This window comes from Aminobacter ciceronei (assembly GCF_014138625.1).
GTDB lineage: Bacteria > Pseudomonadota > Alphaproteobacteria > Rhizobiales > Rhizobiaceae > Aminobacter > Aminobacter ciceronei.
On sequence record NZ_JACJHY010000012.1, the window covers coordinates 1 to 20230 of the forward strand.

The following is a 20230-nucleotide window of genomic DNA, read 5'->3' on the forward strand; positions in this document are numbered from 1 at the left end:
AATCAGCCTCTGGCCAAAGCCAGAACCAAGCCTCGCATGAGGCCAAAGCCGGCTCGCAACGGCCTTGGCATCTGCCCCCCGACATCAATCCAAAAAAGCTCAATCAACCCACAAAACAAAACCCCGCCGAAATTCGACGGGGTTTGTCAGCAGTCTGACCCGCCATGAAGGCGGGTTCTTATATTCTTGGAAGCGGGTCGGCTTAGATGCCGAGGCCTTCGTAGCGCTTCTTGAACTTCGACAGACGGCCGCCGCGGTCGAGCAGGTTGTGCTGGCCGCCGGTCCAGGCCGGGTGCGTGGTCGGGTCGATATCGAGGTTCATCGTATCGCCTTCCTTGCCCCAGGTGGAGCGGGTCAGGTATTCGGTGCCATTGGTCATGACGACCTTGATGGTGTGGTAGTCGGGATGGATATCGGCTTTCATCGCTCTGTTCCTGCTGTCGCGGCGCGGCTTGCGCAGGTATCCTGCGGCGATGCGCCTCTTTCGAAAATTCGAAGCCACGGCTAGATAGGCCACGGCTTCAGAAACGGTCGGCGTGCCTATACATCAGCCGATTTCGAATCACAAGGCCGCGCAGCCGGCAAATGGCCCGCGGCCGAGAGGGAATTGACATGGCGAACACAACAACGGCCGCCAATGAACAGCGCCGACGTTCGCTCCGCCCGCTGAGCAGGCTTTCGCCCTACCTCTACCGCTATCCCAGGCTGGTCATCGGCGCCATCATTTCGCTTGTCGCCGCCGCCGTCACCACGCTGACCCTGCCGATCGCCGTGCGCCGGATGATCGACCACGGCTTCTCCTCCGCCGATTCGAGCTTCATTGCCAAATATTTCGCCATGCTGGTGGCGATCGCTGCACTGCTCGCGCTGGCCTCTGCCTGCCGCTACTATTTCGTCATCACGCTCGGCGAGCGTGTCGTCTCCGACATCCGCCGCGACGTCTTTTCGCACGTCACCTCGCTCTCGCCAGCCTTCTTCGACACGGCGATGTCGGGCGAGATCGTGTCGCGGCTGGCCGCCGACACGACCCAGATCAAGTCGGCCGTCGGTGCCACCGCCTCCGTCGCCCTGCGCAACATCATCCTCGGCCTGGGCGCGCTCGCCATGATGGTGGTGACGAGCCCGAAACTGTCGGGCCTTGTCATCGCCGCGATCCCGTTGATCGTGCTGCCTTTGGTCGCCTTCGGTCGCTCGGTGCGGCGCAAGTCGCGGCTGGCGCAGGACACGCTTGCCAACGCCACGGCCTTTGCCAGCGAACAGATCGGCGCCATCCGCACGCTGCAGGCCTTCACCAACGAAAAGCTGGTGACGGGCCGATTCGCTGCCGCCGTCGAGACCGCCTTCAACGCCGCCCGCGCCTCGGTGCTGGCCCGCGCCGTGCTGACCTTTTTTGCCATCTTCACCATCTTCGCCTCGGTCGTCGCCGTGTTGTGGTTCGGTTCGCGCGACGTGCTTGAGGGCACGCTGTCACCCGGCACGCTCGGCCAGTTCCTGCTTTATTCGGTGTTCGCCGCGGGCGCGCTCGGGGCGCTGTCGGAAGTGTGGGGCGAACTCAGTTCGGCCGCAGGTGCTGCCGAACGCATCACCGAGATCCTCGCCGAAAAGCCCACCGTCGCGACACCGGCAGCCCCCGTCGCCCTGCCAGCAAGGAGCAGCGGCGCGATCGAATTCCGCGACGTCACCTTCTCCTATCCGGTCAGGCCCGACCGCGCCGCCGTGCGCGGCCTGAGCTTCACCGTGAAACCGGGCGAGACTGTCGCCATCGTCGGCCCGTCGGGAGCCGGCAAGAGCACGGTGTTTTCGCTTCTGCTGCGCTTCTACGATCCCGAAGCCGGCGCTGTGCTGATCGACGGGGTCGACCTCCAGAAGGCCGACCCGCAGGCCGTGCGCGACCGCATTGCCATCGTGCCGCAGGACGTGACGATCTTTGCCAGCACGGCAGGCGAGAACATCGGCTTCGGCCGGCCCGGTGCTTCGCAGGCCGACATCGTCAAGGCAGCCGAGGCCGCGCTCGCCGTCGAGTTCATCGAGAAGCTGCAGGACGGCTATGACACCGAAGTCGGCGAACGCGGCGTCACGCTCTCCGGCGGTCAGCGCCAGCGCATCGCCATTGCCCGCGCCATCCTGCGCGACGCGCCTATCCTGTTGCTCGACGAGGCGACATCGGCGCTCGACGCCGACAGCGAGCGGCAGGTCCAGACGGCGCTCGAGCACCTGATGCAGGGGCGCACCACTATCGTCATCGCACACCGGCTGGCAACCGTGCTGAAGGCCGATCGCATCCTGGTCATGGATGGCGGCCGCATTGTCGAGGAAGGCACCCATGCCAGCCTCGTCGCAAAGGGTGGCATCTATGCCCGCCTCGCCAAGCTGCAATTCGACACCGGCGCCAGCGCCTTCCAGGGCGCCGCGGAATAACGCCTCACAGGAAGGTCGCGATCTCCGACAGCGGACGCTTCTCCGTGGCATGCACGGGGATGGTGGCGCCCTCCTTGGGATAGCCGACGACCATCAGGATGTAAGGCTTGTCGTGCGGGTCGCGGCCGCAGATCTGGTTGAGGAAGCTCATTGGGTTCGGCGTGTGTGTCAGCGTCGCCAGGCCAGCGCGGTGCAGCGCGGCGATCAGGAAGCCGGTGGCGATGCTGACCGATTCGGGCACGTAGTAGTTCTTGCGCGAGACACCGTCGGCCGAGCGGCTCTTGCGCTCGCCGAAGATGCAGATCAGCCAGGGCGCCTCTTCCAGGAAGGGCTTGGAGGCATCGGTACCGAGCGGCGCCAGCGCCTTCAGCCACTCCTCGCCGGCGCGGCCCTCGTAGAAAGCACGCTCCTCGATCTCGGCCGCTTCGCGAATCTGGCGCTTGATGTCGGCGTCGCCGATGACGGCGAAATGCCAAGGCTGGTGATTGGCGCCGTTGGGTGCTGTTCCGGCAGCCATGATGCAGGTTTCGATGATGTCGCGCGGCACCGGCCGCGAGGAAAAATCGCGCACGGTGTGGCGCGTGCGGATCTCGTCGTAGAACGACTTTGCGCCGGCGCGCATCTCCTCGACCGGCTTTTCCTTGTAGTCGGGCAGCGGCAGCGTGCGGTAGGTGTGTGCGGTTGAGACGGTCATGGTTGCTCCCCAGGATTGTCGATTGCGGCGACAATCTCGAATGCCATTGCCCGCGTCAACGGGGATTGGCGACGCCTGGAGCGGCGTCGCCTTGTTCCACGACTAGAATTTGACGCCGAGGCTTGCCTTGACGCCGTGATCGCGGGCGCCGCTGGCGAGCTGGCCGTTGTAGCTGAGGGCCAGATTGGCCTTGGGCGAGACGGCGAAGTCGAGACCGGCTTCGATCAACAGTGCATCGCGGGCGATCGGCGCGCCATGGACGGTGAAGCTGTCGCCGCCGCCTGCGAAGGCGACTGTCGAGGCAGGCGTGACGTCGCCGAAGGCATGGCGCCAGCCGAGGCCGCCCCGCACCGTCGCCTTGGCGTCACCAAGGTTGAAGTCGCTTGCGGCGCGCAGGCCGAGCGTGGTCGTGGTGCTGTCGAAGCTCTTGTCGGTGCTGGTCAGCGCCGCCGCGCCGCCGGTTTCAGTGAAGCCGTCGGTCGAGGTCGAGACATAGGCAAGGCCGGCGAAAGGCTCGAAGGCGACGCGGCCCATCTCGACCTTGTAGCCCGTTTCGACGAAGGCCTGCGCCGTGCCGGCATCGTAGCTGGCCTTGAGCGTTTCGGTGAGACCGGGGAACGAGACAGTGCGGCTCGTGTCGATCGCGTGCCTGGTGTAGGACGCCCCAGCGCGCAGCGCGACGGCGCCGAAGTGACGGCCGCCATAGACACCGACATGGAAGTTGTCGCTGTCGCCCGAGGCGGCGCCGCCATCCGTGTCGAAGCTGGTGCGGCTGTAACCGCCGAGCAGGCCGAGACGCCAGCCGTCGCCGACGATGGTGTCGCCGCCGGCGACGAGGCCGCCGCTCGCGTGCTTGAAACCGCCCGAATTGCCGTTGCCGTCGAACGAACCCCAATTGCCCAGCGCCTGGCCCCAGACGACGAAGCGGTCGGTATCGGCGGCGACAAGTTCGAGACCGCCCTCGCCATAGCCCATGACGGGCAGGTCGGGTGCCGCGACATCGCCGAAGGCCGAGCGCACGCGGTCGTTGGCGAACTCGCCGAGGAACTGGCTCGTCTGCGTCGTGCCGCCGCTGACCGAAGCATGCACGTCACCGGCAAGCTGATCGAGCGCGTCGCGTGCCTCGTCCTCGTCCGTCGACATCAGCAAGGCCGAGCGCACCGGATTGCCACTCGGCAGAGTGTCGACGGCACCCGCGACGGCCGACTGGTTCGGCGACTGGGCGACCTCCTCGACCGACAGGTCGTTGCGGCTGAGCGCCAGCGTTACGTCATTGCCGTCGCCACCGGTGTAGCTGATAAGATGATTGAGGAAGAGCAGGTTGTTGAGATTACCGACCGAGGCGAAGGTTCCGGTGACGGCGTCACCGCCATCATTGGCGATGATCGTGAACGGCCCGTTGAGCGGATCCCAGCCTCCGGCCGCGCTCGGGTCGTTGGGTGTCAGTACCAGATTGAGCGTCGCACCCGATATGTCGACCGTACCGTTGACCGTCAGCTTGTCGGCTGTCGTCGGCGTCGCCTCGATCTCGAGGATGCCGTGATTGACGTAGTCGCCGTTGACGGTCTGGGTATGGACGAGGCCCGTTGTAGCCGGGTTCGCCTTGTCGCCCACAGCATGCGCTGCACCTGATGCGATTGTCACGTTGCCGACAACCGTACCGCTGCCGCCGAACCGAGCGCCGGAGTCAACGGAGACTGGCCCAGCCAGCGTACCAATGCCCTTGTAACCGACATTCAGCATGCCGGTGTTGACGAAGGTTTCGCCGGCGAATGCGGAACTGTCGCCCCTTAATGTGATGGTGCCCGATCCCTGCTTGAAGAACTGCCCCGCGCCGGCAAGCTTAACGTTCTGCGGCAGGTAGCCCAGGCCATTGGACATGTTGGAAATCAGCTTGCTGCCAGCGTCGATGGTGATCTTGCCATCGGTCCCACCCAACCAACCGCTCGCCCCGCCGTCACCGAACTGGAGTGTACCGCCGTTAGAGATCAGCACGGTGGCCGTGCCGCTGCCGCTGTTGCCAGCGCCGGTAAGGGTCAACTTGCCACCGCCAATATGCTGGAACGAGCCTGCGCTATTGATCTGGCCGGCAACAACGAGGTCGTCGGAGCGATTGAAGACCAGCGTACCGTGATTGTTGACCGCGCCGGCAAGAGAACCTGACGTGCCACCAGATCCCAGCTGCAACGTTGCGCCGCTGGAGATGGCCGTGCTTCCGGTAAAGATGTTGTTGCCGGTGAAAATCTGTGTCCCGCCATCGATGCTGATGCCAGCGCTGCCATCGATCACGCCGGAAAAGGTGCCGCTGGCCGCTGTGATGTTGAGAATCTTGTCAGCGAGCTTGACCAGACCGCTGCCCGTCAACGCCTTGATGCTGACGCCGCCACCCTTGTTCGAGATGTCGAACGTACCGTCGACCGTCAATCCGCTGGAGGCGCTGATGCTGCTGCTGCTGCCAACCATCTGGAGTGTCGTACCGGAGCCGATCGTGGTGGCGCCTGTATAGGTGTTGACCCAATCGCTGAGCTTCAGCGTACCGCCGCCGACAATGTCGAGCCCGGCTGACCCTTTGATGACCATGCCGATCTCGGCGGAAACTCCAGGACCCACATTTATCGTCGCCGAGCCGATTGCCGGCGCCAAGGTAAGCGAGTCGGAAGCAGTAGCCGTAAGCCTGTAGCCGCTGGCCGTGAAACGAAGTGTATCGAAATTCTGGTGCCCCTGGACGTTTACCCCTCCACCAGTGCCGCCGAACACCGCTGTGCCACCAACCCATTGCTGGTTTGTTGTGCCGGTGACGTCGGTCCAGTTGGTGCTGCCAGCAACCCATGTGCCGGCACCTCCATTGACGGCACCATTGGCAACGATGTCGGCACCATCCCAATACTGGTCTGCAAGGACCGGCGACGCAGCGCCGAGCACAACCGCCACGGCCGCGAGCGTCGCCAGCGCCGTGCCGGACCGCAAGGCGGCGAGACGGGCGATTGGTCGGTTCGAGGGTTGGCTGGAAGAGGTCCTGTTGGCTTGAGCCGATTCCAAATGAGTCCGCGCAGCAGAGCTGCGGTCAAAAAAAGGCATGATATCCCCACCACTTATATGCACGCCCAAACCGGGCAAAGGCATTGTGCGGAGACCCCAATCTCCACCCAAAACTCAACAATAGATTTTGCTTAGAACAGCCAAGCTTATTCAGCAACAGAGAATATTAGGTATGAAGCATTAAACTTGCTTCAACTTGTACAACCGCCAACTCCACTCACCGACGTTTCGAGACGACTCGCGCATGCAAGTGAAATGCGCCAGCAAATGCCAAATGGGGCAGCAGGCATTTGCGACTGTTCTACTCCCTCGATATACACCACGCCTCAAATGCCCTCGAACGAACAGATGAGAAGGTCATCAGTGATGTCCTGACCACCCAGGGACCACCGATCGGCCCAGGCAGGCTGGAGCGAACCGCACAGGGCAAAAAGTGGCACACCCGAAAGAGCGCGCGTTCTGGAAAAAATGGCAGGCACTGCTTGCTCCCCACCTGCCGTCGGGAGGGGAGCTTATCCCTCAGGCAGGCCCCTAAATGATGAGCCACACCTAAGCGACAACACCGTGGTTGGGAAGATTTCGTCCCGCGCCATTTTTGGGTCTAATTCCGGAAACCGGCATTTGACAGATTAGGGCCACGCGGCTCCAGCGGGCACCATGGCTCAAAACTTCACCGCCAAGGTGGCCCTGGCCCCGTGGTCACGCGTACTGTTGCCGATCTGGCCGACATAGGCCGTGGCAAGACGCATGCGCAGCTTCTCAGCTATCGGGCGCGAGGCCGCGGTCGATACCGCAGCGCCCCCCGCCTGCGCCAAGCCGCCGAAGAGGAGGAAAGCCTGCTGCCGGGGGATATTTTGGCCGCGGCGCGGACGATCATCGACCAGCGCCACATGGATGCGGAGCCGTCGCCGGGGTGCGTTGCCGCCCGCGGTGGATGCTCGCGTTCCGAGCTTTATCGCGCATTCTCGGGACAGGCCGAGTCCGTCGCGCCTGCCATCTGGACAGCGCGGCTCGAACGATCGCGGCGCATGCTGACGCTGAGCCCGGCGCTCGACCTCAGCGTCGCCCAGATCGCTTCCAGCTGTGGCTTCCTCGATCCCTCCAACTTCAACCGCATGTTCCGCAATCGCTACGGCATGACGCCGCGCGAGATGCGCGAGCTGGACCGCGACAGGTCCGAAAACGGCTAGCGCGCCGCGTGCCGGCCGGCGTTGCGGCCGGAGAATATGCAACCGCCGAGGAAGGTGCCTTCGAGCGCGTTGTAGCCGTGATAGCCACCGCCGCCGAAGCCGGCGACCTCGCCGGCAGCATAGAGGCCGAGAATAGGCTCGCCATTGGCACCGAGCACCTGACCATTCAGATTGGTGTGCAGCCCGCCCAGCGTCTTGCGGGTGAGCACATTGAGGCGGACGGCGATCAGCGGGCCGTTGGCGGGATCGAGGATCTTGTGCGGCTTTGCCGTCCGCACCAGCCGGTCGCCGAGATAACGCCTGGCGCCATGGATGGCGGTGACCTGGGCGTCCTTGGAGTAGGGATTGTCGATCTCGCGGTCGCGCGCTGCGATCTGGGCATGCAGTCGGTTATGGTCGATGAGGTCGTTGCCGGCGAGCACGTTCATGCCGGCCACAAGATCACGGAGATTGTCGCGGACGACAAAATCCTCGCCATGCTGCTTGAAAGCCTCGACCGACGGCGGCGCGCCCTTGGCGCGGCGGCTCTTCAGCACCTCGATCCAGCGCTTGGAGGTCAGGTCCGGGTTCTGCTCCGAGCCGGACAGCGCGAACTCCTTCTTGATGATCTTCTGGGTCAGCACAAACCAGGAGTATTCGTGGCCGGCGGACAGGATGCGCCGGAGTGTGCCGAGCGTGTCGAAGCCAGGCAGGAACGGCGCTTCCAGCCGCTCGCCCAGCGCGTCGAACCACAGCGACGACGGCCCCGGCAGGATGCGGATGCCGTGGTTGGGCCAGATCGGGTTCCAGTTGGTCAGGCCCTCTGTGTAGTGCCACATGCGGTCGCGGTTGATGACCGCGCCGCCGGCGGCTTCAGTGATCGCGACCATGCGGCCGTCGACATGGTGCGGCACGCCGGCGACCATCTTCTTGGGCGCCGGCCCGAGCCTGTCGGTCGGCCAAGCCGTTCGAACGAGGTCGTGATTGCCGCCGATGCCGCCCGAGGTAACGATGACGGCGTCGGCATGGAATTCGAAATCGCCTGTCACCTTGCGGCCGGATTGCTGGCCACGCTCGACGGCAGACGACTCCAGGATTTCGCCGGCGACACCGGACATTGCACCATGGGTCTTGATCAGCCGGCTGGCCTGATGACGGAATTTCAGCGCGATCCGGCCCGCCGCAGCATGATCGCGGACACGACGGACAAACGGTTCGAGCACGCCCGGGCCGGTGCCCCAGGTGACATGGAAACGCGGCACCGAATTGCCGTGGCCATGCGCCAGCGCGCCGCCACGCTCGGCCCAACCAACGACGGGAAACCAGCGCATGCCCTGGGCATGCAGCCACGGCCGCATCTCGCCGGCAGAGAAATCGATGAAGGCTTCGGCCACCTTGCGCGGCCAATGATCTTCTGGCCGGTCGAATTGCGCCGATCCCATCCAGTCCTGCAAGGCGAGCTCGCGGCTGTCCTTGATGCGCATGCGGCGCTGTTCGGGACTGTCGACGAAGAACAGCCCGCCGAGCGACCAGAACGCCTGGCCGCCGAGCGAGTTCTCGCTCTCCTGCTCGAGCATGATGACCCGCTTGCCGGCATCGGCCAGCTCTGCCGCGGCAACCAGACCGGCAAGTCCGCCACCGACAACGATCGCATCCGCCTGGTCAGCCAACTGCCCCTCCCAAGGTCCTCTGCTGTCGCGGCGAGTTTCGGGCAACGGACGGCAAGATCAAGCAGAAAGTCTGGCCGCATTGGTTCCGCTGGGGAAAGAGCGGTCAGCCGGAAGTCAGATCGTAGTGAGTCAGAGCCACGGTGAAGAAGACCCCGAAGACCATCCAAACCTTGTCCCAGCCGCTGAGCAGGGCGTTTCGAGCCAGATACTCGGGATTTCTTTCATTGATGCGATTGATCGCGACAACGAGTGGCAGCGGCGCGAGCGCGGAAATGGCCAAACCGCCGAATATCCTGAGACCATTCGCCCAGAATGCTTCGGGTGGCTCGATCGCAAAGGTGTAGACTTCACTGCCCAGCAGCAGCAATCCGGCTACTACGCCCAGCCCGGTTGCGACCTGCCGGGCGCCGAGGTCTCGGTTGACGCGGAGGAAAATCTGTACTGCGAAGAACGACAGAAAGACCCCGCGCAGAAACGACCAATAACGCGCGCCATATGCCAGGTTCTGCTGGCGGAACACGCGCCAGCCCCACAGCATGCCGTACAACCCTCCTGTCATCACCGTCATCACGACGAACTTCTGAGGCGAGATCGGCCAGTAAAGCTGGCCGGGCCGTGGTTTGAAGGTCCGCTGTTCGACCACACAGGTCGCAAGCACGGCCAACAGCCATGCGACAAATGTGATCGCCTGAAGTCCCGACATGCCCTCTTCTTCGTCGGGCTCCTCATGGGTGAAATCATAGAACCACCGTGTATTGTCGGTAATCTTGCCGACCGCCGCTACGTAGTCGCCCACGACTGACGCCGGCACCTCAGATGCCAGCTTTTTCAGGTCCCAGTTGAGAGTGAACTCCGTTGGCGTGTTGCTCCATTCGATCCGCATGGTCATGTACGGCGTCATGACGTTCGGCGCCTCCGGCCCGGCGAACCGGGCCTTCAGGTTCTTGACCACCACGCTGTGGCGGCGAAACATCGGATTGCCAATCCATATCGGACCGACCCGGCCAATCATTGCGGGCTTGGGAAAGCTGCCGTCGTCAAGATCGGCGCGGAGTGGAAACTTCTTGGCCAGGTCGTTCGCAGCTAGAGCCTCCGGAGACAGCTCATAGGCTTCCGACAAGGTGATCACATTGCGATCGCGATCATCCACCGGTTTCAACGCCGCCACGCTGCGAATACCAGGATATTGCTGGTCATAATATTTGAGGTAGCTGTCGGCGAACTCTTGAAGCGACTGGCCCGCCAGCTTGCGCCGCATCGCATCCGCGTCGGCGCCACGGTAGGTGCTGACCGTCCTCAGGGTCAGCGGATCGCCGGCCTGCACAGGAAAACTGATCTCCTCGGCAACGGCAGTCGTCGGTTCGTGGGCCTCGGCTGCCTGCATCTTTTCCAGCTCGCCTCTCGAACTCGAGAGCGGCAGAACATAGCCGTAGTCGGGCTCGACGAGCCGGCCGCCGCGGCCCCCCTGGAGGTAATCAGTACCATCCAGCCAGAAGACGCGGGAGCCGATTTCTGCGCGCACGATCGCGTGGTCGAATGCCCGCAACGCAGGCAGGAAGCTGGCCAGGCCATAACCGCCATCAAGGTCGGCGAGCGCAACCTCGGCCTTGACCCCGAGATAGGTCAGAGCCGACGCAAGCAGCAGCGCCTTGTCCTTGCAGTCGCCAAAGCCGCTGGCGATCACGGTTGCAGGGTCACGCGGAAGGTATGACCCGGCGCCCATCGAGAGGCTGATGTAGCGAACCTCGTCCTGAACGATGCGCAAGGCCTCGACCATGCGTTCCCGCGGATCGCTCTGGTGCGCAGCAATTTCATCGAGCTTCGCCGCGAAGGCAGGAGGGAAGGTGTTGACCGGCTGATAGCTCGCGGCCACCGCATCAGCCACGTCTCGCCAGCTTGTGGTGGACGATATCTGGACATAACCCCAAGGCGCAAATGAAGCCGGCAGATTGTCTTCAACCTTGACCGGCTCCGGATTGACGATCTCCCAGAGGTAGCGCGTGTGCCCGGCAACATTCGATATCTTCGGCTTGACCGTGGTGCGCTCCTCCTTGAGCGTCAGCGGGCGCGACGTCGGCCAGATGATCTCGCGTCGCATCATGCCGATCGGCATCTCCCACTCGGTGGCAAAGCGATAGTAAAACAGATCTTCGCCGACGAGCTGTTTTCTGTCCGACGTGGTCGCATAGTCGATGGTGTCGCCGACGCGAACGTCCCTGACATCGAGGCGCGCCGTCAGCCAACCATCAAAGACACCGCGCACCGAATCGCGCTCCTGTCGATAGATATCGAAGGTGGCCTCGGCCAGCCTGTCTTGCACGACACCGTCGCGGATGACCCGCAGATGGTTCAGTTTGATGCTATGCCGCGCCGGATCGAAGTTCAGGTTGATCGTCGCAGCCTGCTCGAGCCCCGGGCGGTCGACGACCTTGTAGACCTCGCGCTCATATTCAACATAACCGCCGGGGCGATACATCACCTGCCAATCCGAAAGCAGGCTGGAAATTCCGTTGCGGATCTGGTCGGCCCGGGTCGGGTCGGCAGTCGGAATATCGACTTCAGTTACCCAGCTTTCGGCAGGTCCCTTGCCAACGTCACTGCCAGCATTGGCAAGTCGAGGATGCAAGACCATCAGAAACAGAACAAGGCTGGCGAGGAGCCAGTCCCTTGCCGAAATACTGCAACCCACAACCAAAACCCCGCCGAACAACAACAGCGATGTTGTCGGCGGGATCAATCGGGAAGTAAAGGCCAGGCCTCGAAAGAAGACCTCGCGCTTTTGTTACCTGCCGTAGCGCTTCTTCAGATGTGCCGTGAAATGCGCCGCATTGAGCCTTTCGCCGGTGGCGCGTTCGAGCAGGTCGGGGGTCGACCAGCGCGAGGCCTGCGACCAGATCTTGTCGCGACGCCAGGCGTTGACCGTTTCGAAATGACCGCGTGCGATCTCGTCGTCGACCGAAGGATGTTCCCTGCTCAGCGCTGCCCACTGCTGCGCCGCCATCATCGCGCCCAGCGTGTAGGAGGGGAAGTAGCCGAAGGCAGCACTCGGCCAGTGCACGTCCTGCATCGGACCGTCGGCCGGATTGTCGATGGTCGACAGGCCGAGATAGTCGCGCATCCTGGCGTCCCAGGCCTCGGGCAGGTCGGCGACCGCAAGACGACCCGAAATCAATTCCTGCTCGAGCTCGTAACGCAGGATGACGTGCAACGGATAGGTGACCTCGTCGGCGTCGACGCGGATCAGTCCGCGCTCGACATGGTGCACATGCGGCAGGATCTCCTCCATCGACCAGCGCTCGCCGAGATGCTGCTCGACCAGCGGCAGCGCCCATTGCCAGAAGGCCGGGTTGCGGCCGAGCTGCTTTTCGACAAACAGGCTCTGGCTCTCGTGCACTGCCATGCCCCGCGCCTTGCCGAGCGGCCAGTGCGACCAGGCTTCCGGCAAATTCTGTTCGTAGAGCGCATGGCCGGTCTCATGCAGCACGCCCATCAGCGCCGACAGGAAATCGGAAGTCTTGTAGCGCGTGGTGATGCGCACGTCGGACGGCACGCCACCGCAGAACGGGTGGTGCGACACAGACAGGCTGCCGCGGGTCAGGTCGAAGCCGACGGCGCCCATCATCGCCAGGCCAAGCTCGCGCTGGCGCTCGATGGCATAGACGCCCGACAGCGGCCGCTTCGGGCTTTTGGCCAGGCGCTCCTGCTGCACAGCCAGCGCCTCCGGCACGAAATCCCTGAGGAAGGCCTTGAGGTCGGTGAAAACGGGTGTGATGTCGGCAACGCGGTTCCCGGGGTCGTATTGCTCCATCAGCGCATCATAAGGATCGAGGCCGAGCGCTTCTGACCGCAGCGCCGCCTCCTCGCGCGCAATGGCGACGATGCCTTCAAGCGCCGGCTGGAAGCCGGCCCAGTCGTTCTTGGCCCTGAGGTCGCGCCACAGCTGTTCGCAACGCAGGCGGGCAGCGGTCTGGCGCTCGACGAATTCCGTCGGCAGGCAGGTCATGTTGGTGTACTGGCGGCGGAACTCACGCACGGCGAGGCGCTGATCGTCATTGAGCGCCTCGGTCTCGGCGGCAGCGATCCAGTCTGATATTTCGGGCGCGGTTGCCTGGCGGTGATGCATGCCGGCGAGCGCGGACAGCGCCTCGGCGCGCTTGGCGCCGCCGCCAACCGCCATATGGGTGGCTTCGTCGGCGCCGAGGATGGCGAGCGCATGTTCGAGCGCTTCGAGCTTGCGGCCGAGTTCGTCTAATCTTGCGAAGGACATGGCATTTCCTCTGTCTCAAAGTCGCGGCGAGAGGATACCAATCCGTGCGCCTTCGCAAGACCGTTCGGCTGGTCCACCACTTGCCGGAACGGCAGCCGGCATGCTCAACTTGTGCAACTGAGGTCGAAGGGGGCGACTATGGTCGCAAACATACTGGTCGGGCTCGTCGCCCTGATCCATCTCTACATCGTCTGTCTCGAAATGGTGCTGTGGGACACGCCGCGCGGCCACAAGGCGTTCGGCCTCAAGCCGGACTTCGCCACGGCGTCGAAAGTGCTGGCGGCCAACCAGGGGCTCTACAACGGCTTCCTCGTCGCCGGCCTGATCTGGGGCCTGTGGCTCGGCGAAGCGGGTTTCCAGGTCAAGGTCTTCTTCCTGCTCTGCGTCGCCATCGCCGGGCTCTACGGTGCGGCGACCGTCAGCCGCAAGATCCTCTACATCCAGACCGTGCCGGCAGCATTGGCACTGGCGGCACTCTGGCTCGGCTGGTAGCTCAAAACCCAGTCACCCCCGGGGAGCGATCCGGGGGGACTGGGTACTCGCTTCTCCTAGCGGAGAGCGGCGTCGTGGTCGAGCTGCAGGCCGAGATCGTTGACCTCCGCCATCAGTTGGTCGTACGCGCCAGCAGGAATGTTGCCGCCGTCACGGGCCGAATCACGGACAGCGGTCCTGCGGATCCTCGCCTCTTCGCCGCGCAGACTGCGAAGCTCGGCCGGGGTGATCAGCCTTGCCTTGCTGTCGCTCATGATGCGGGCATCGTCAGCCTGGAGATCCTCAAGGATGGCGCGCAACTGGCCGCCGGTCGCATAACCGTCGGACAGTGCACCGGCGCGTCCGGCTTATCGCCGCCGCTGGGGCTGTTCTGGAACGAAAACTCGCGCATCGTTCCGTGATGCTCCTTGGCGAAAGCCGTCGCCAGGGGCGTTGAAGCAAGGATTGCGGCAAGCGCCGCCTTGAATGCCATAGAGCGCGTTTTTGCGACTTGCGGACCCGCCGGACGCGACAGGACGCCACGTCAATAGCAGGCCGTCTGGAACCGTCGTGTCACGGTGGGAGGTCATCGCCGGCGGTTCCCGGACCGCCAGCGAAAACTAGGCGCGTCACCGCCAGAAACCTAGTTAAGAAAAGATGATCTTGGCCGCCACATTCGGCCTCGGCCTGCCGCAACTCCACCCCCGATGGGGCGGGCCTGTTCACACACGAAATCTTGAGAACGGCCTCACCTGAGTCCGGTGCTGCGGGCTAGCGCTCGGTCAGCTTTAGCTCGATGCGGCGGTTCCTGGAGCGCGCCTCGTCGGTGCCGCTGTCGTCGAGCGGCTGGAATTCGCCAAAGCCGGCGGCGACGAGGCGATTGGCCGGAACGCCGTTCTCGATCAGAAACTTGACCACCGAGGTCGAGCGCGCCGAGGAAAGCTCCCAATTGTCGCGATAGCGTCCGGTGCCTGACAACGGAATGTTGTCGGTGTGACCGTCGACGCGCAGCACCCAGTTAATTTCCGGCGGAATTTCCTTCTGCAGCTCGATGATGGCGTCGGCGAGCTTCTTCATCTCGCCACGGCCGGCCTCGTTGATCTGTTCTGATCCGGTCGGGAACAGCACTTCCGACTGGAACACGAAACGGTCGCCAACGATGCGGATGTTCTCGCGGTCGGACAGGATCTCGCGCAGGCGGCCGAAGAAGTCGGAGCGGTAGCGGTTGAGCTCCTGCACACGCTGGGCCAGGGCCACGTTCAGCCGGCGGCCGAGGTCGGCAATCTTGGTGTTGGATTCCTTGTCGCGCGCCTCGGACGCGTTGAGCGCCTCTTCGAGGGCGCCGATCTGGCGGCGCAGCGCCGAAATCTGCTGGTTGAGCAGCTCGACCTGGCTCAGCGCGCGCTGGCTGACCTGGCGTTCGCTCTCCAGTTCGCCCGACAGCGTGCCGATACGGGCATTGGCCTCGGCGCCGGCGCCGGCGCCCTGGGACAGCAGCTGTTCAAGGCGGCTCTTTTCGCTTTCGGCCGCATTGAGCGAGGCCTGCAGATTGGCGAGCGCATCTTCGGCGTCCTGCGAGCTGGATTTTTCGAGCGCCAGAAGCTGGGTCAGCTCGTTGATCTGCGAGTTGAGCCTGGTCAGTACCTCGTCCTTGCCGGAGATTTCGCGGCTGAGCAGGAACTGCGCCAGAACGAAGACCGAGAGCAGGAACATGATGGCCAGAAGCAGCGTCGACAAAGCGTCGACAAAGCCCGGCCAATAGTCGATCCGGCGGTCGCCGCGCCGCCCGCGCGCCAATGCCACCTTAGTGCACCCCTTCCTTCTTCAGGGCGTCAGCGATCTTTTCGAGCGTGTTGCGCATCGCCTTCTGTTCATCCGACTGCGCCTCGACCCAGTCGCGCATGATTTGCTGTTCGCTGCGCATGTTCTTGACCAGGCCGGAGATGCCATCGGCGAGATTGGCCATGGCGGCGGCGACACGCGGGTTCGAGCCGCCTTGCTCCTGCATGTTGCGCAGGCGCTCGCTGAGCACGCGGAGTTCGTCGGCCGAACCGTTCTTGGCGTCGGCGACGACCATGTCGGAGGACAGATCGGTGACCGACGACAGCCAGTTTTCCAGTTCGGTGTAGAAACGCGTCTGGGCACGTCCGGCCTGGAGGTCGAGAAAGCCGAGCACCAGCGAGCCGGACAGACCGAACAGCGACGACGAGAACGCCGTGCCCATGCCTTGCAGCGGTGCCGCGAGGCCGGCCTTCAGTGCTTCGAGCACAGCCGAGGCATCACCCGAACCGGGATCAAGCGACTGGATGGTCTCGCCGATCGAGCCGATGGTGCCGAGCAGGCCCCAGAAGGTGCCGAGCAGGCCAAGGAAGACGAGCAGGCCGACGAGGTAGCGCGAGACGTCGCGGCTTTCGTCGAGGCGCGTCGCGATGGAATCGAGCATCGTGCGCATCGAGCTGGTCGAGAATGCCATTGATGCGGAACGCCCGAGCATCGCCTTCATCGGCGCCAGCAGCACCGGTTCGGTGGCTTCGGAGCCGGCGCGGAAGGAATTGACCCAGCGCACCTCGCGGAACAGCCGGCCGACCTGGACGAAGGCCAGCCCGATGCCGACGACGAGCACGCCGAGGATCAGACCGTTGAGGCCGGGATTTGTGCCGAAAGCGCTGGAGATCTGCCGCGTCAGAATCGCGGCGATGAAGGCGACGATTGCCAGGAAGATGATCATCGTCAGCAGGAACACCTGCGGAGAGGACAGGCGGTGCGGGTCGTAGCTCAGCACATCGGAGCCTTTACCCACCCCGAGAGATTTCAACAATGCCATCGGCGCCCCGGTTCCGGTTTCCTGCGATCGGAGCCCCGCCTATCCATACGGATGCGCCCGGGCTGCTCCATCGCCGTAAAGTCTATGCACCGAGCTTTTCATGAGTTTCGGCGCGTTACGTTAGTGGACTACGACTGTAAGCGGAAATGTGACGAAAATGAAAGACGCTTGCGCGCGCTGAGCTGGGACCGGCCGTCGGTCAAAGCCGCGCCACGACCAGAAGGTCCATCATTGCGGCCAGATGCAGGCCAGCGCCGGTGACAACGAAGCCATGCCAGACCGCGCTCTGGAAGCGCAGCCGCTGCCACGCGTAGAAGAAGACGCCGCAGGAATAGACCATGCCGCCGGCAAACAGCAGCCACAACGTCGCCGCCGGCAAGGTGGCGATCAGCGGCTGCAGGATGACGATGCCGCTCCAGCCCATGGCAAGGTAGAAGGCGATCGCCAGCCGGTCGAGCCGGCCGGGCAGGAACAGCTTGATCGCCATGCCGGCTGCCGCCGCCGACCAGACGATGCCGGCCATCCAGCCTGCCGTGACGCGATCGTCGAGCTGGACAAGGAACGGCGTGTAGGTGGCGGCGATCAAAAGGTAGATGCCGGCATGGTCGAAGCGGCGCAGCACCCACTTGGCCGGCGATACCGGCCACAGATTGTAGGCACATGACACCGACAGCACGGTAAGCAGGGCGACGACGAAGACGATCGCGGCGAGATATTCGCCCGTGGCCGTAAAGAATGCGGAGACGGAGAGCAGCACAGCACCGGCGGCGACGGCGAGCACGATGCCGACCGCATGGACCACGCCGTCGGCGATCAGCTCGGCGCGCGAATGACTGTAGCGCCCGACGAAGGGCACAGCTGTGTCAGGCTTGCGCTGCGTGTCCGACATGGTCCGTCCCTGCGCCCTTCATGGTGCATGACCTCGAAAATCGGTACCGATTTCGGAAAGGATCATGCACCGCTCAAACGTTCTACAGCGTCCTTGGCGCGTCCACATGGACGCGCGGCACTGTAGATATGGGCAGGCGTAATTGACGATGGCAAGAAACCGGCGACGCGGCGGATCAGCGCGGCGTGACCGGGCGCTTCAGCGTCTTGATGAGCGCGCGGTGTATGGTCTCGTTGCCGGCGACGATCGAGCCGCCGTCGAGCATGTCCTGGCCGCCCTTGTCGTCGGAGACGAAACCGCCGGCTTCGCGCACGAGCAGGATACCCGCAGCGACGTCCCAGGGCGACAGCGACGTCTCCCAGAAACCGTCCATGCGGCCGGCAGCGACATAAGCCAGGTCGAGCGCGGCCGAGCCGAGACGACGGATGCCCGCCACTTCGCCCATGACGTTGCGCAGCTCGAGCAGGAAGTTGCCGTGATGGCCACGGCCGAGATGCGGCACGCCGCAGCCGATGACGGCATCGACCAGCTTGGTACGGCCGGAAACACGCAGGCGGCGATCATTGAGGAAGGCGCCACCGCCACGCTCGGCGGTGTAGAGCTCGTCCATCGCCGGGTTGTAGACGACGGCGGCAACGATCTGGCCCTGGCGCTCCAGCGCGATCGAGATCGAGAACACCGGAATGCCGTGCAGGAAGTTGGTGGTACCGTCGAGTGGATCGACGATCCAGCGATGCTGGTCGTCCTCGCCGGCGACGGCGCCGCGCTCTTCCATCAGGAAGCCATAGCCGGCGCGTGCCTTGGACAGCTCGGTGAAGATGATGTCTTCGGCCTTGCGATCGGCCTGGCTGACATAGTCGCCCGGGCCTTTCAGCGAGACCTGCAGATTCTGCACCTCGCCGAAATCACGCGCCAGCGAGCGGCCGGCCTTCATGGCGGCCTGCACCATAACATTTAGGATCGCTGAACGCGCCATTTCTACAACCTCAGCAGTGTCGAAATCAGTCCGCGCGGCGGACGTAGGTGATTTCGTTGGTGTCGACGATGATGCGCTCGCCCGAAGAGATGAACGGCGGAACCAGCACGCGGACGCCGTTTTCCAGCACGGCCGGCTTGTAGGACGACGCAGCCGTCTGGCCCTTCACGACAGGATCGGCTTCGGTGATCGTCAGCGTCACCTGGTCGGGCAGCGCGATGCCGATCGGGCGCTCGTCATAGAGCTCGACGGTAACCATCATGCCGTCCTGCAGGAACGCAGCGCGATCGCCGACAAAATCCTTGAGCAGTTCGAGCTGCTCGTAGCTGGCGGTGTCCATGAACACCAGGGCGTCGCCCTGCTCGTAGAGGAACGAAAAATCCTTCTGCTCCAGGCGGACCTTCTCGACGGTCTCGGCTGAGCGGAAACGCTCGTTGAGCTTGGTGCCGTTGATGAGGTTCTTCAGTTCGACCTGGTTGTAGGCGCCGCCCTTGCCGGGCTTGACGTGATTGGTCCTGACCGCCACCCAGAGGCCGCCGTCATGCTCGATGACGTTGCCGGGACGGATTTCGTTGCCGTTGATCTTGGCCATGATTGGATTCCGGAAGAGAGGTTTGCGCCGGAAGGGGCGCTATCGGCGCCTCCAAGACCACAAAATGGCTTTTTAGGCAAGAGAAGTCGAGATTTTCGCTGGATCAGCGCAGACGGTTGGCACGTTCCAGCGCCTGCTTCATCTCGGCGTCGGTCAGGCCACGCAGGAAGTCGTCCATCTCGGGATCGTTGAGCCCGGCACGGCGGGCGTTGATGTACCACGCCGCCGCCAGAATGGGATCGGGATCGACGCCGATGCCGCCCATATAGAACTTGGCGAGCCGGTTCTGCGCCGCGACATTGCCGCCATCGGCGGCAAGCTTCATCCAGCCGAAGGCGGATTTCAGGTCGCGATCGCCGCCACGGCCATCGGCCATCCATAAGCCGAGGTCGAACTGGGCCGAGTCGTAGTTCTGCCTGGCGGCACGGACGAGCAGCAGCCGCGCCTGGTTGTCGTCGCGGCGCTTGCCGCCGACGCCGTTGGCGTAGACCTGGGCCATGGCGTATTGCGCATCGGGCAGCCCGGTGGCCGCCGCGCGCTCGTAATAGGGCACGGCCTTTTCGAGGCCCTTGCCGCCCGGTTCGCGCTGCACCAGCATCTGGGCATAGTTGAACTGGGCGAAACGGTTGCCGGCTTCGGCCGCCGCCTGCATCAGCGCATTGGCGGCCTTGTCGTCGCGGGTAACGTATCTTCCATCGAGCAGCATCAGCGCATATTGGAACTGGGCTTCGGGAATGCCCTGTTCTGCGGCGCGTTCATACCATTTGGCCGCCTCGCTGTCGTTGCGGGCGACGCCCAGGCCGCGCGAAAGGATCTCGGCGACCAGCGTCTGCGCAGCGGCATCGCCGGCCTCGGCACGTGTGATGCCAAGATTGTAGGCCGTCTTGTAGAGGCCACGCTGGAAGGCGCCGTAGGCTTCGTCAGAATGCTTGCCGCCGAAACGGTTGGGGTCGATGCCGTCTGTCGTCTTGGCCGCCGGATTGGCGCCGAGGTCTGGAGTTTGAGGTGCGGGCACCGGTTCGACGACCGGCATGGGCGCGGCGTCGAGCGGCATCGGCGCCGGTCCGAAGCGATTTGGATCGATCAGGTCGAGCGGCTTGCCGAGCGAAGGAATGGCTCCCTGGTCGGACGGCGTGATCGGCGCGCTCTCGACGGCAATCGCGGGCTCGAGCCCAAAGCCCAGGCACAGCAAAGCGGCAAGAAGGCGCGAACGATCCATCG

At 63.9% G+C, this 20230-nt stretch carries 16 protein-coding genes; 4 read left to right on the forward strand and 12 right to left on the reverse strand.

Going from position 1 to position 20230, the window contains the following annotated elements; translation table 11 throughout:
• Positions 1–202 precede the first annotated feature (202 nt).
• Positions 203–424: a 50S ribosomal protein L31 gene (gene rpmE, locus HNQ95_RS13655; RefSeq protein WP_067956883.1), complete on the reverse strand. Its 222-nt coding sequence runs from the start codon at positions 422–424 to the stop codon at positions 203–205.
• Positions 425–612: 188 nt separating this feature from the next.
• Here rpmE and HNQ95_RS13660 point away from each other — a divergent pair, with 188 nt between their 5' ends.
• A complete protein-coding gene (locus HNQ95_RS13660) occupies positions 613–2418 on the forward strand; it encodes an ABC transporter transmembrane domain-containing protein (protein ID WP_067956880.1) in 1806 nt (601 codons plus the stop codon).
• Between the two features lie 4 nt (positions 2419–2422).
• On the opposite strand, the gene HNQ95_RS13665 is transcribed toward HNQ95_RS13660, so the two are convergent.
• Positions 2423–3112: a nitroreductase family protein gene (locus HNQ95_RS13665; protein ID WP_182574293.1), complete on the reverse strand. Its 690-nt coding sequence runs from the start codon at positions 3110–3112 to the stop codon at positions 2423–2425.
• Positions 3113–3214: 102 nt separating this feature from the next.
• Positions 3215–6079 (reverse strand): autotransporter outer membrane beta-barrel domain-containing protein, encoded by a 2865-nt coding sequence (locus HNQ95_RS13670; RefSeq protein WP_067956873.1) that lies wholly within the window; start codon positions 6077–6079, stop codon positions 3215–3217.
• A gap of 767 nt (positions 6080–6846) precedes the next feature.
• Between HNQ95_RS13670 and HNQ95_RS34090 the strand changes: the two genes are divergently transcribed.
• A complete protein-coding gene (locus tag HNQ95_RS34090; RefSeq protein WP_067956871.1) occupies positions 6847–7341 on the forward strand; it encodes a helix-turn-helix transcriptional regulator in 495 nt (164 codons plus the stop codon).
• Here the strand turns inward: HNQ95_RS34090 and HNQ95_RS13680 are convergent.
• From HNQ95_RS13680 to HNQ95_RS13690, 3 genes are all read right to left on the reverse strand, one after another.
• Positions 7338–8990, reverse strand: coding sequence for an FAD-binding dehydrogenase (locus HNQ95_RS13680; RefSeq protein ID WP_067956867.1), 1653 nt, complete (start codon positions 8988–8990; stop codon positions 7338–7340). The genes HNQ95_RS34090 and HNQ95_RS13680 overlap by 4 nt on opposite strands.
• Positions 8991–9093: 103 nt before the next feature.
• Entirely contained in the window at positions 9094–11727 is a 2634-nt protein-coding gene (locus tag HNQ95_RS13685) for a DUF3857 domain-containing transglutaminase family protein (protein ID WP_246340717.1), read from the reverse strand.
• Positions 11728–11772: 45 nt separating this feature from the next.
• The gene (locus tag HNQ95_RS13690) at positions 11773–13257 is read right to left on the reverse strand and encodes a carboxypeptidase M32 (protein WP_154386612.1); all 1485 of its coding nucleotides are present in this window, start codon (positions 13255–13257) and stop codon (positions 11773–11775) included.
• Positions 13258–13395: 138 nt separating this feature from the next.
• Between HNQ95_RS13690 and HNQ95_RS13695 the strand changes: the two genes are divergently transcribed.
• Both HNQ95_RS13695 and HNQ95_RS33415 read left to right on the forward strand, forming a co-directional pair.
• Positions 13396–13749 (forward strand): DUF1304 domain-containing protein, encoded by a 354-nt coding sequence (locus tag HNQ95_RS13695; RefSeq protein WP_067956860.1) that lies wholly within the window; start codon positions 13396–13398, stop codon positions 13747–13749.
• 74 nt (positions 13750–13823) lie between these two features.
• Positions 13824–14150 carry a hypothetical protein gene (locus HNQ95_RS33415; protein WP_154386613.1) on the forward strand — a complete coding sequence of 109 codons (327 nt, stop codon included), beginning with the start codon at positions 13824–13826 and terminating at the stop codon, positions 14148–14150.
• Between the two features lie 349 nt (positions 14151–14499).
• On the opposite strand, the gene HNQ95_RS13705 is transcribed toward HNQ95_RS33415, so the two are convergent.
• The 6 genes from HNQ95_RS13705 to HNQ95_RS13730 all read right to left on the reverse strand — a co-directional run bounded on the left by HNQ95_RS13705 (position 14500) and on the right by HNQ95_RS13730 (position 20228).
• Positions 14500–15531 (reverse strand): peptidoglycan -binding protein, encoded by a 1032-nt coding sequence (locus tag HNQ95_RS13705; RefSeq protein WP_067956854.1) that lies wholly within the window; start codon positions 15529–15531, stop codon positions 14500–14502.
• A gap of 1 nt (position 15532) precedes the next feature.
• Positions 15533–16552, reverse strand: a complete 1020-nt coding sequence (locus tag HNQ95_RS13710; RefSeq protein WP_067956851.1) for a MotA/TolQ/ExbB proton channel family protein — start codon at positions 16550–16552, stop codon at positions 15533–15535.
• Positions 16553–16751: 199 nt separating this feature from the next.
• Positions 16752–17441, reverse strand: a complete 690-nt coding sequence (gene trhA / locus HNQ95_RS13715; RefSeq protein WP_067956848.1) for a PAQR family membrane homeostasis protein TrhA — start codon at positions 17439–17441, stop codon at positions 16752–16754.
• Positions 17442–17616: 175 nt separating this feature from the next.
• On the reverse strand, positions 17617–18417 hold the full coding sequence (locus HNQ95_RS13720; protein ID WP_067956845.1) for an inositol monophosphatase family protein: 801 nt from the start codon (positions 18415–18417) through the stop codon (positions 17617–17619).
• Positions 18418–18442: 25 nt separating this feature from the next.
• The gene (efp, locus tag HNQ95_RS13725; protein WP_018429990.1) at positions 18443–19009 is read right to left on the reverse strand and encodes an elongation factor P; all 567 of its coding nucleotides are present in this window, start codon (positions 19007–19009) and stop codon (positions 18443–18445) included.
• 103 nt (positions 19010–19112) lie between these two features.
• On the reverse strand, positions 19113–20228 hold the full coding sequence (locus HNQ95_RS13730) for a tetratricopeptide repeat protein (protein ID WP_067956843.1): 1116 nt from the start codon (positions 20226–20228) through the stop codon (positions 19113–19115).
• Between the last annotated feature and the right edge of the window lie 2 nt (positions 20229–20230).

Excerpts from the sequence above, each read along its gene's own strand:
- rpmE (WP_067956883.1), bottom strand. The coding sequence starts at position 424 with ATGAAAGCCGATATCCATCCCGACTACCACACCATCAAGGTCGTCATG.
- HNQ95_RS13660 (WP_067956880.1), top strand. The coding sequence starts at position 613 with ATGGCGAACACAACAACGGCCGCCAATGAACAGCGCCGACGTTCGCTC.
- HNQ95_RS13665 (WP_182574293.1), bottom strand. The coding sequence starts at position 3,112 with ATGACCGTCTCAACCGCACACACCTACCGCACGCTGCCGCTGCCCGAC.
- HNQ95_RS13690 (WP_154386612.1), bottom strand. The coding sequence starts at position 13,257 with ATGTCCTTCGCAAGATTAGACGAACTCGGCCGCAAGCTCGAAGCGCTC.
- HNQ95_RS13695 (WP_067956860.1), top strand. The coding sequence starts at position 13,396 with ATGGTCGCAAACATACTGGTCGGGCTCGTCGCCCTGATCCATCTCTAC.
- HNQ95_RS13710 (WP_067956851.1), bottom strand. The coding sequence starts at position 16,552 with ATGGCATTGTTGAAATCTCTCGGGGTGGGTAAAGGCTCCGATGTGCTG.
- trhA (WP_067956848.1), bottom strand. The coding sequence starts at position 17,441 with ATGTCGGACACGCAGCGCAAGCCTGACACAGCTGTGCCCTTCGTCGGG.
- HNQ95_RS13720 (WP_067956845.1), bottom strand. The coding sequence starts at position 18,417 with ATGGCGCGTTCAGCGATCCTAAATGTTATGGTGCAGGCCGCCATGAAG.
- efp (WP_018429990.1), bottom strand. The coding sequence starts at position 19,009 with ATGGCCAAGATCAACGGCAACGAAATCCGTCCCGGCAACGTCATCGAG.
- HNQ95_RS13730 (WP_067956843.1), bottom strand. The coding sequence starts at position 20,228 with ATGGATCGTTCGCGCCTTCTTGCCGCTTTGCTGTGCCTGGGCTTTGGG.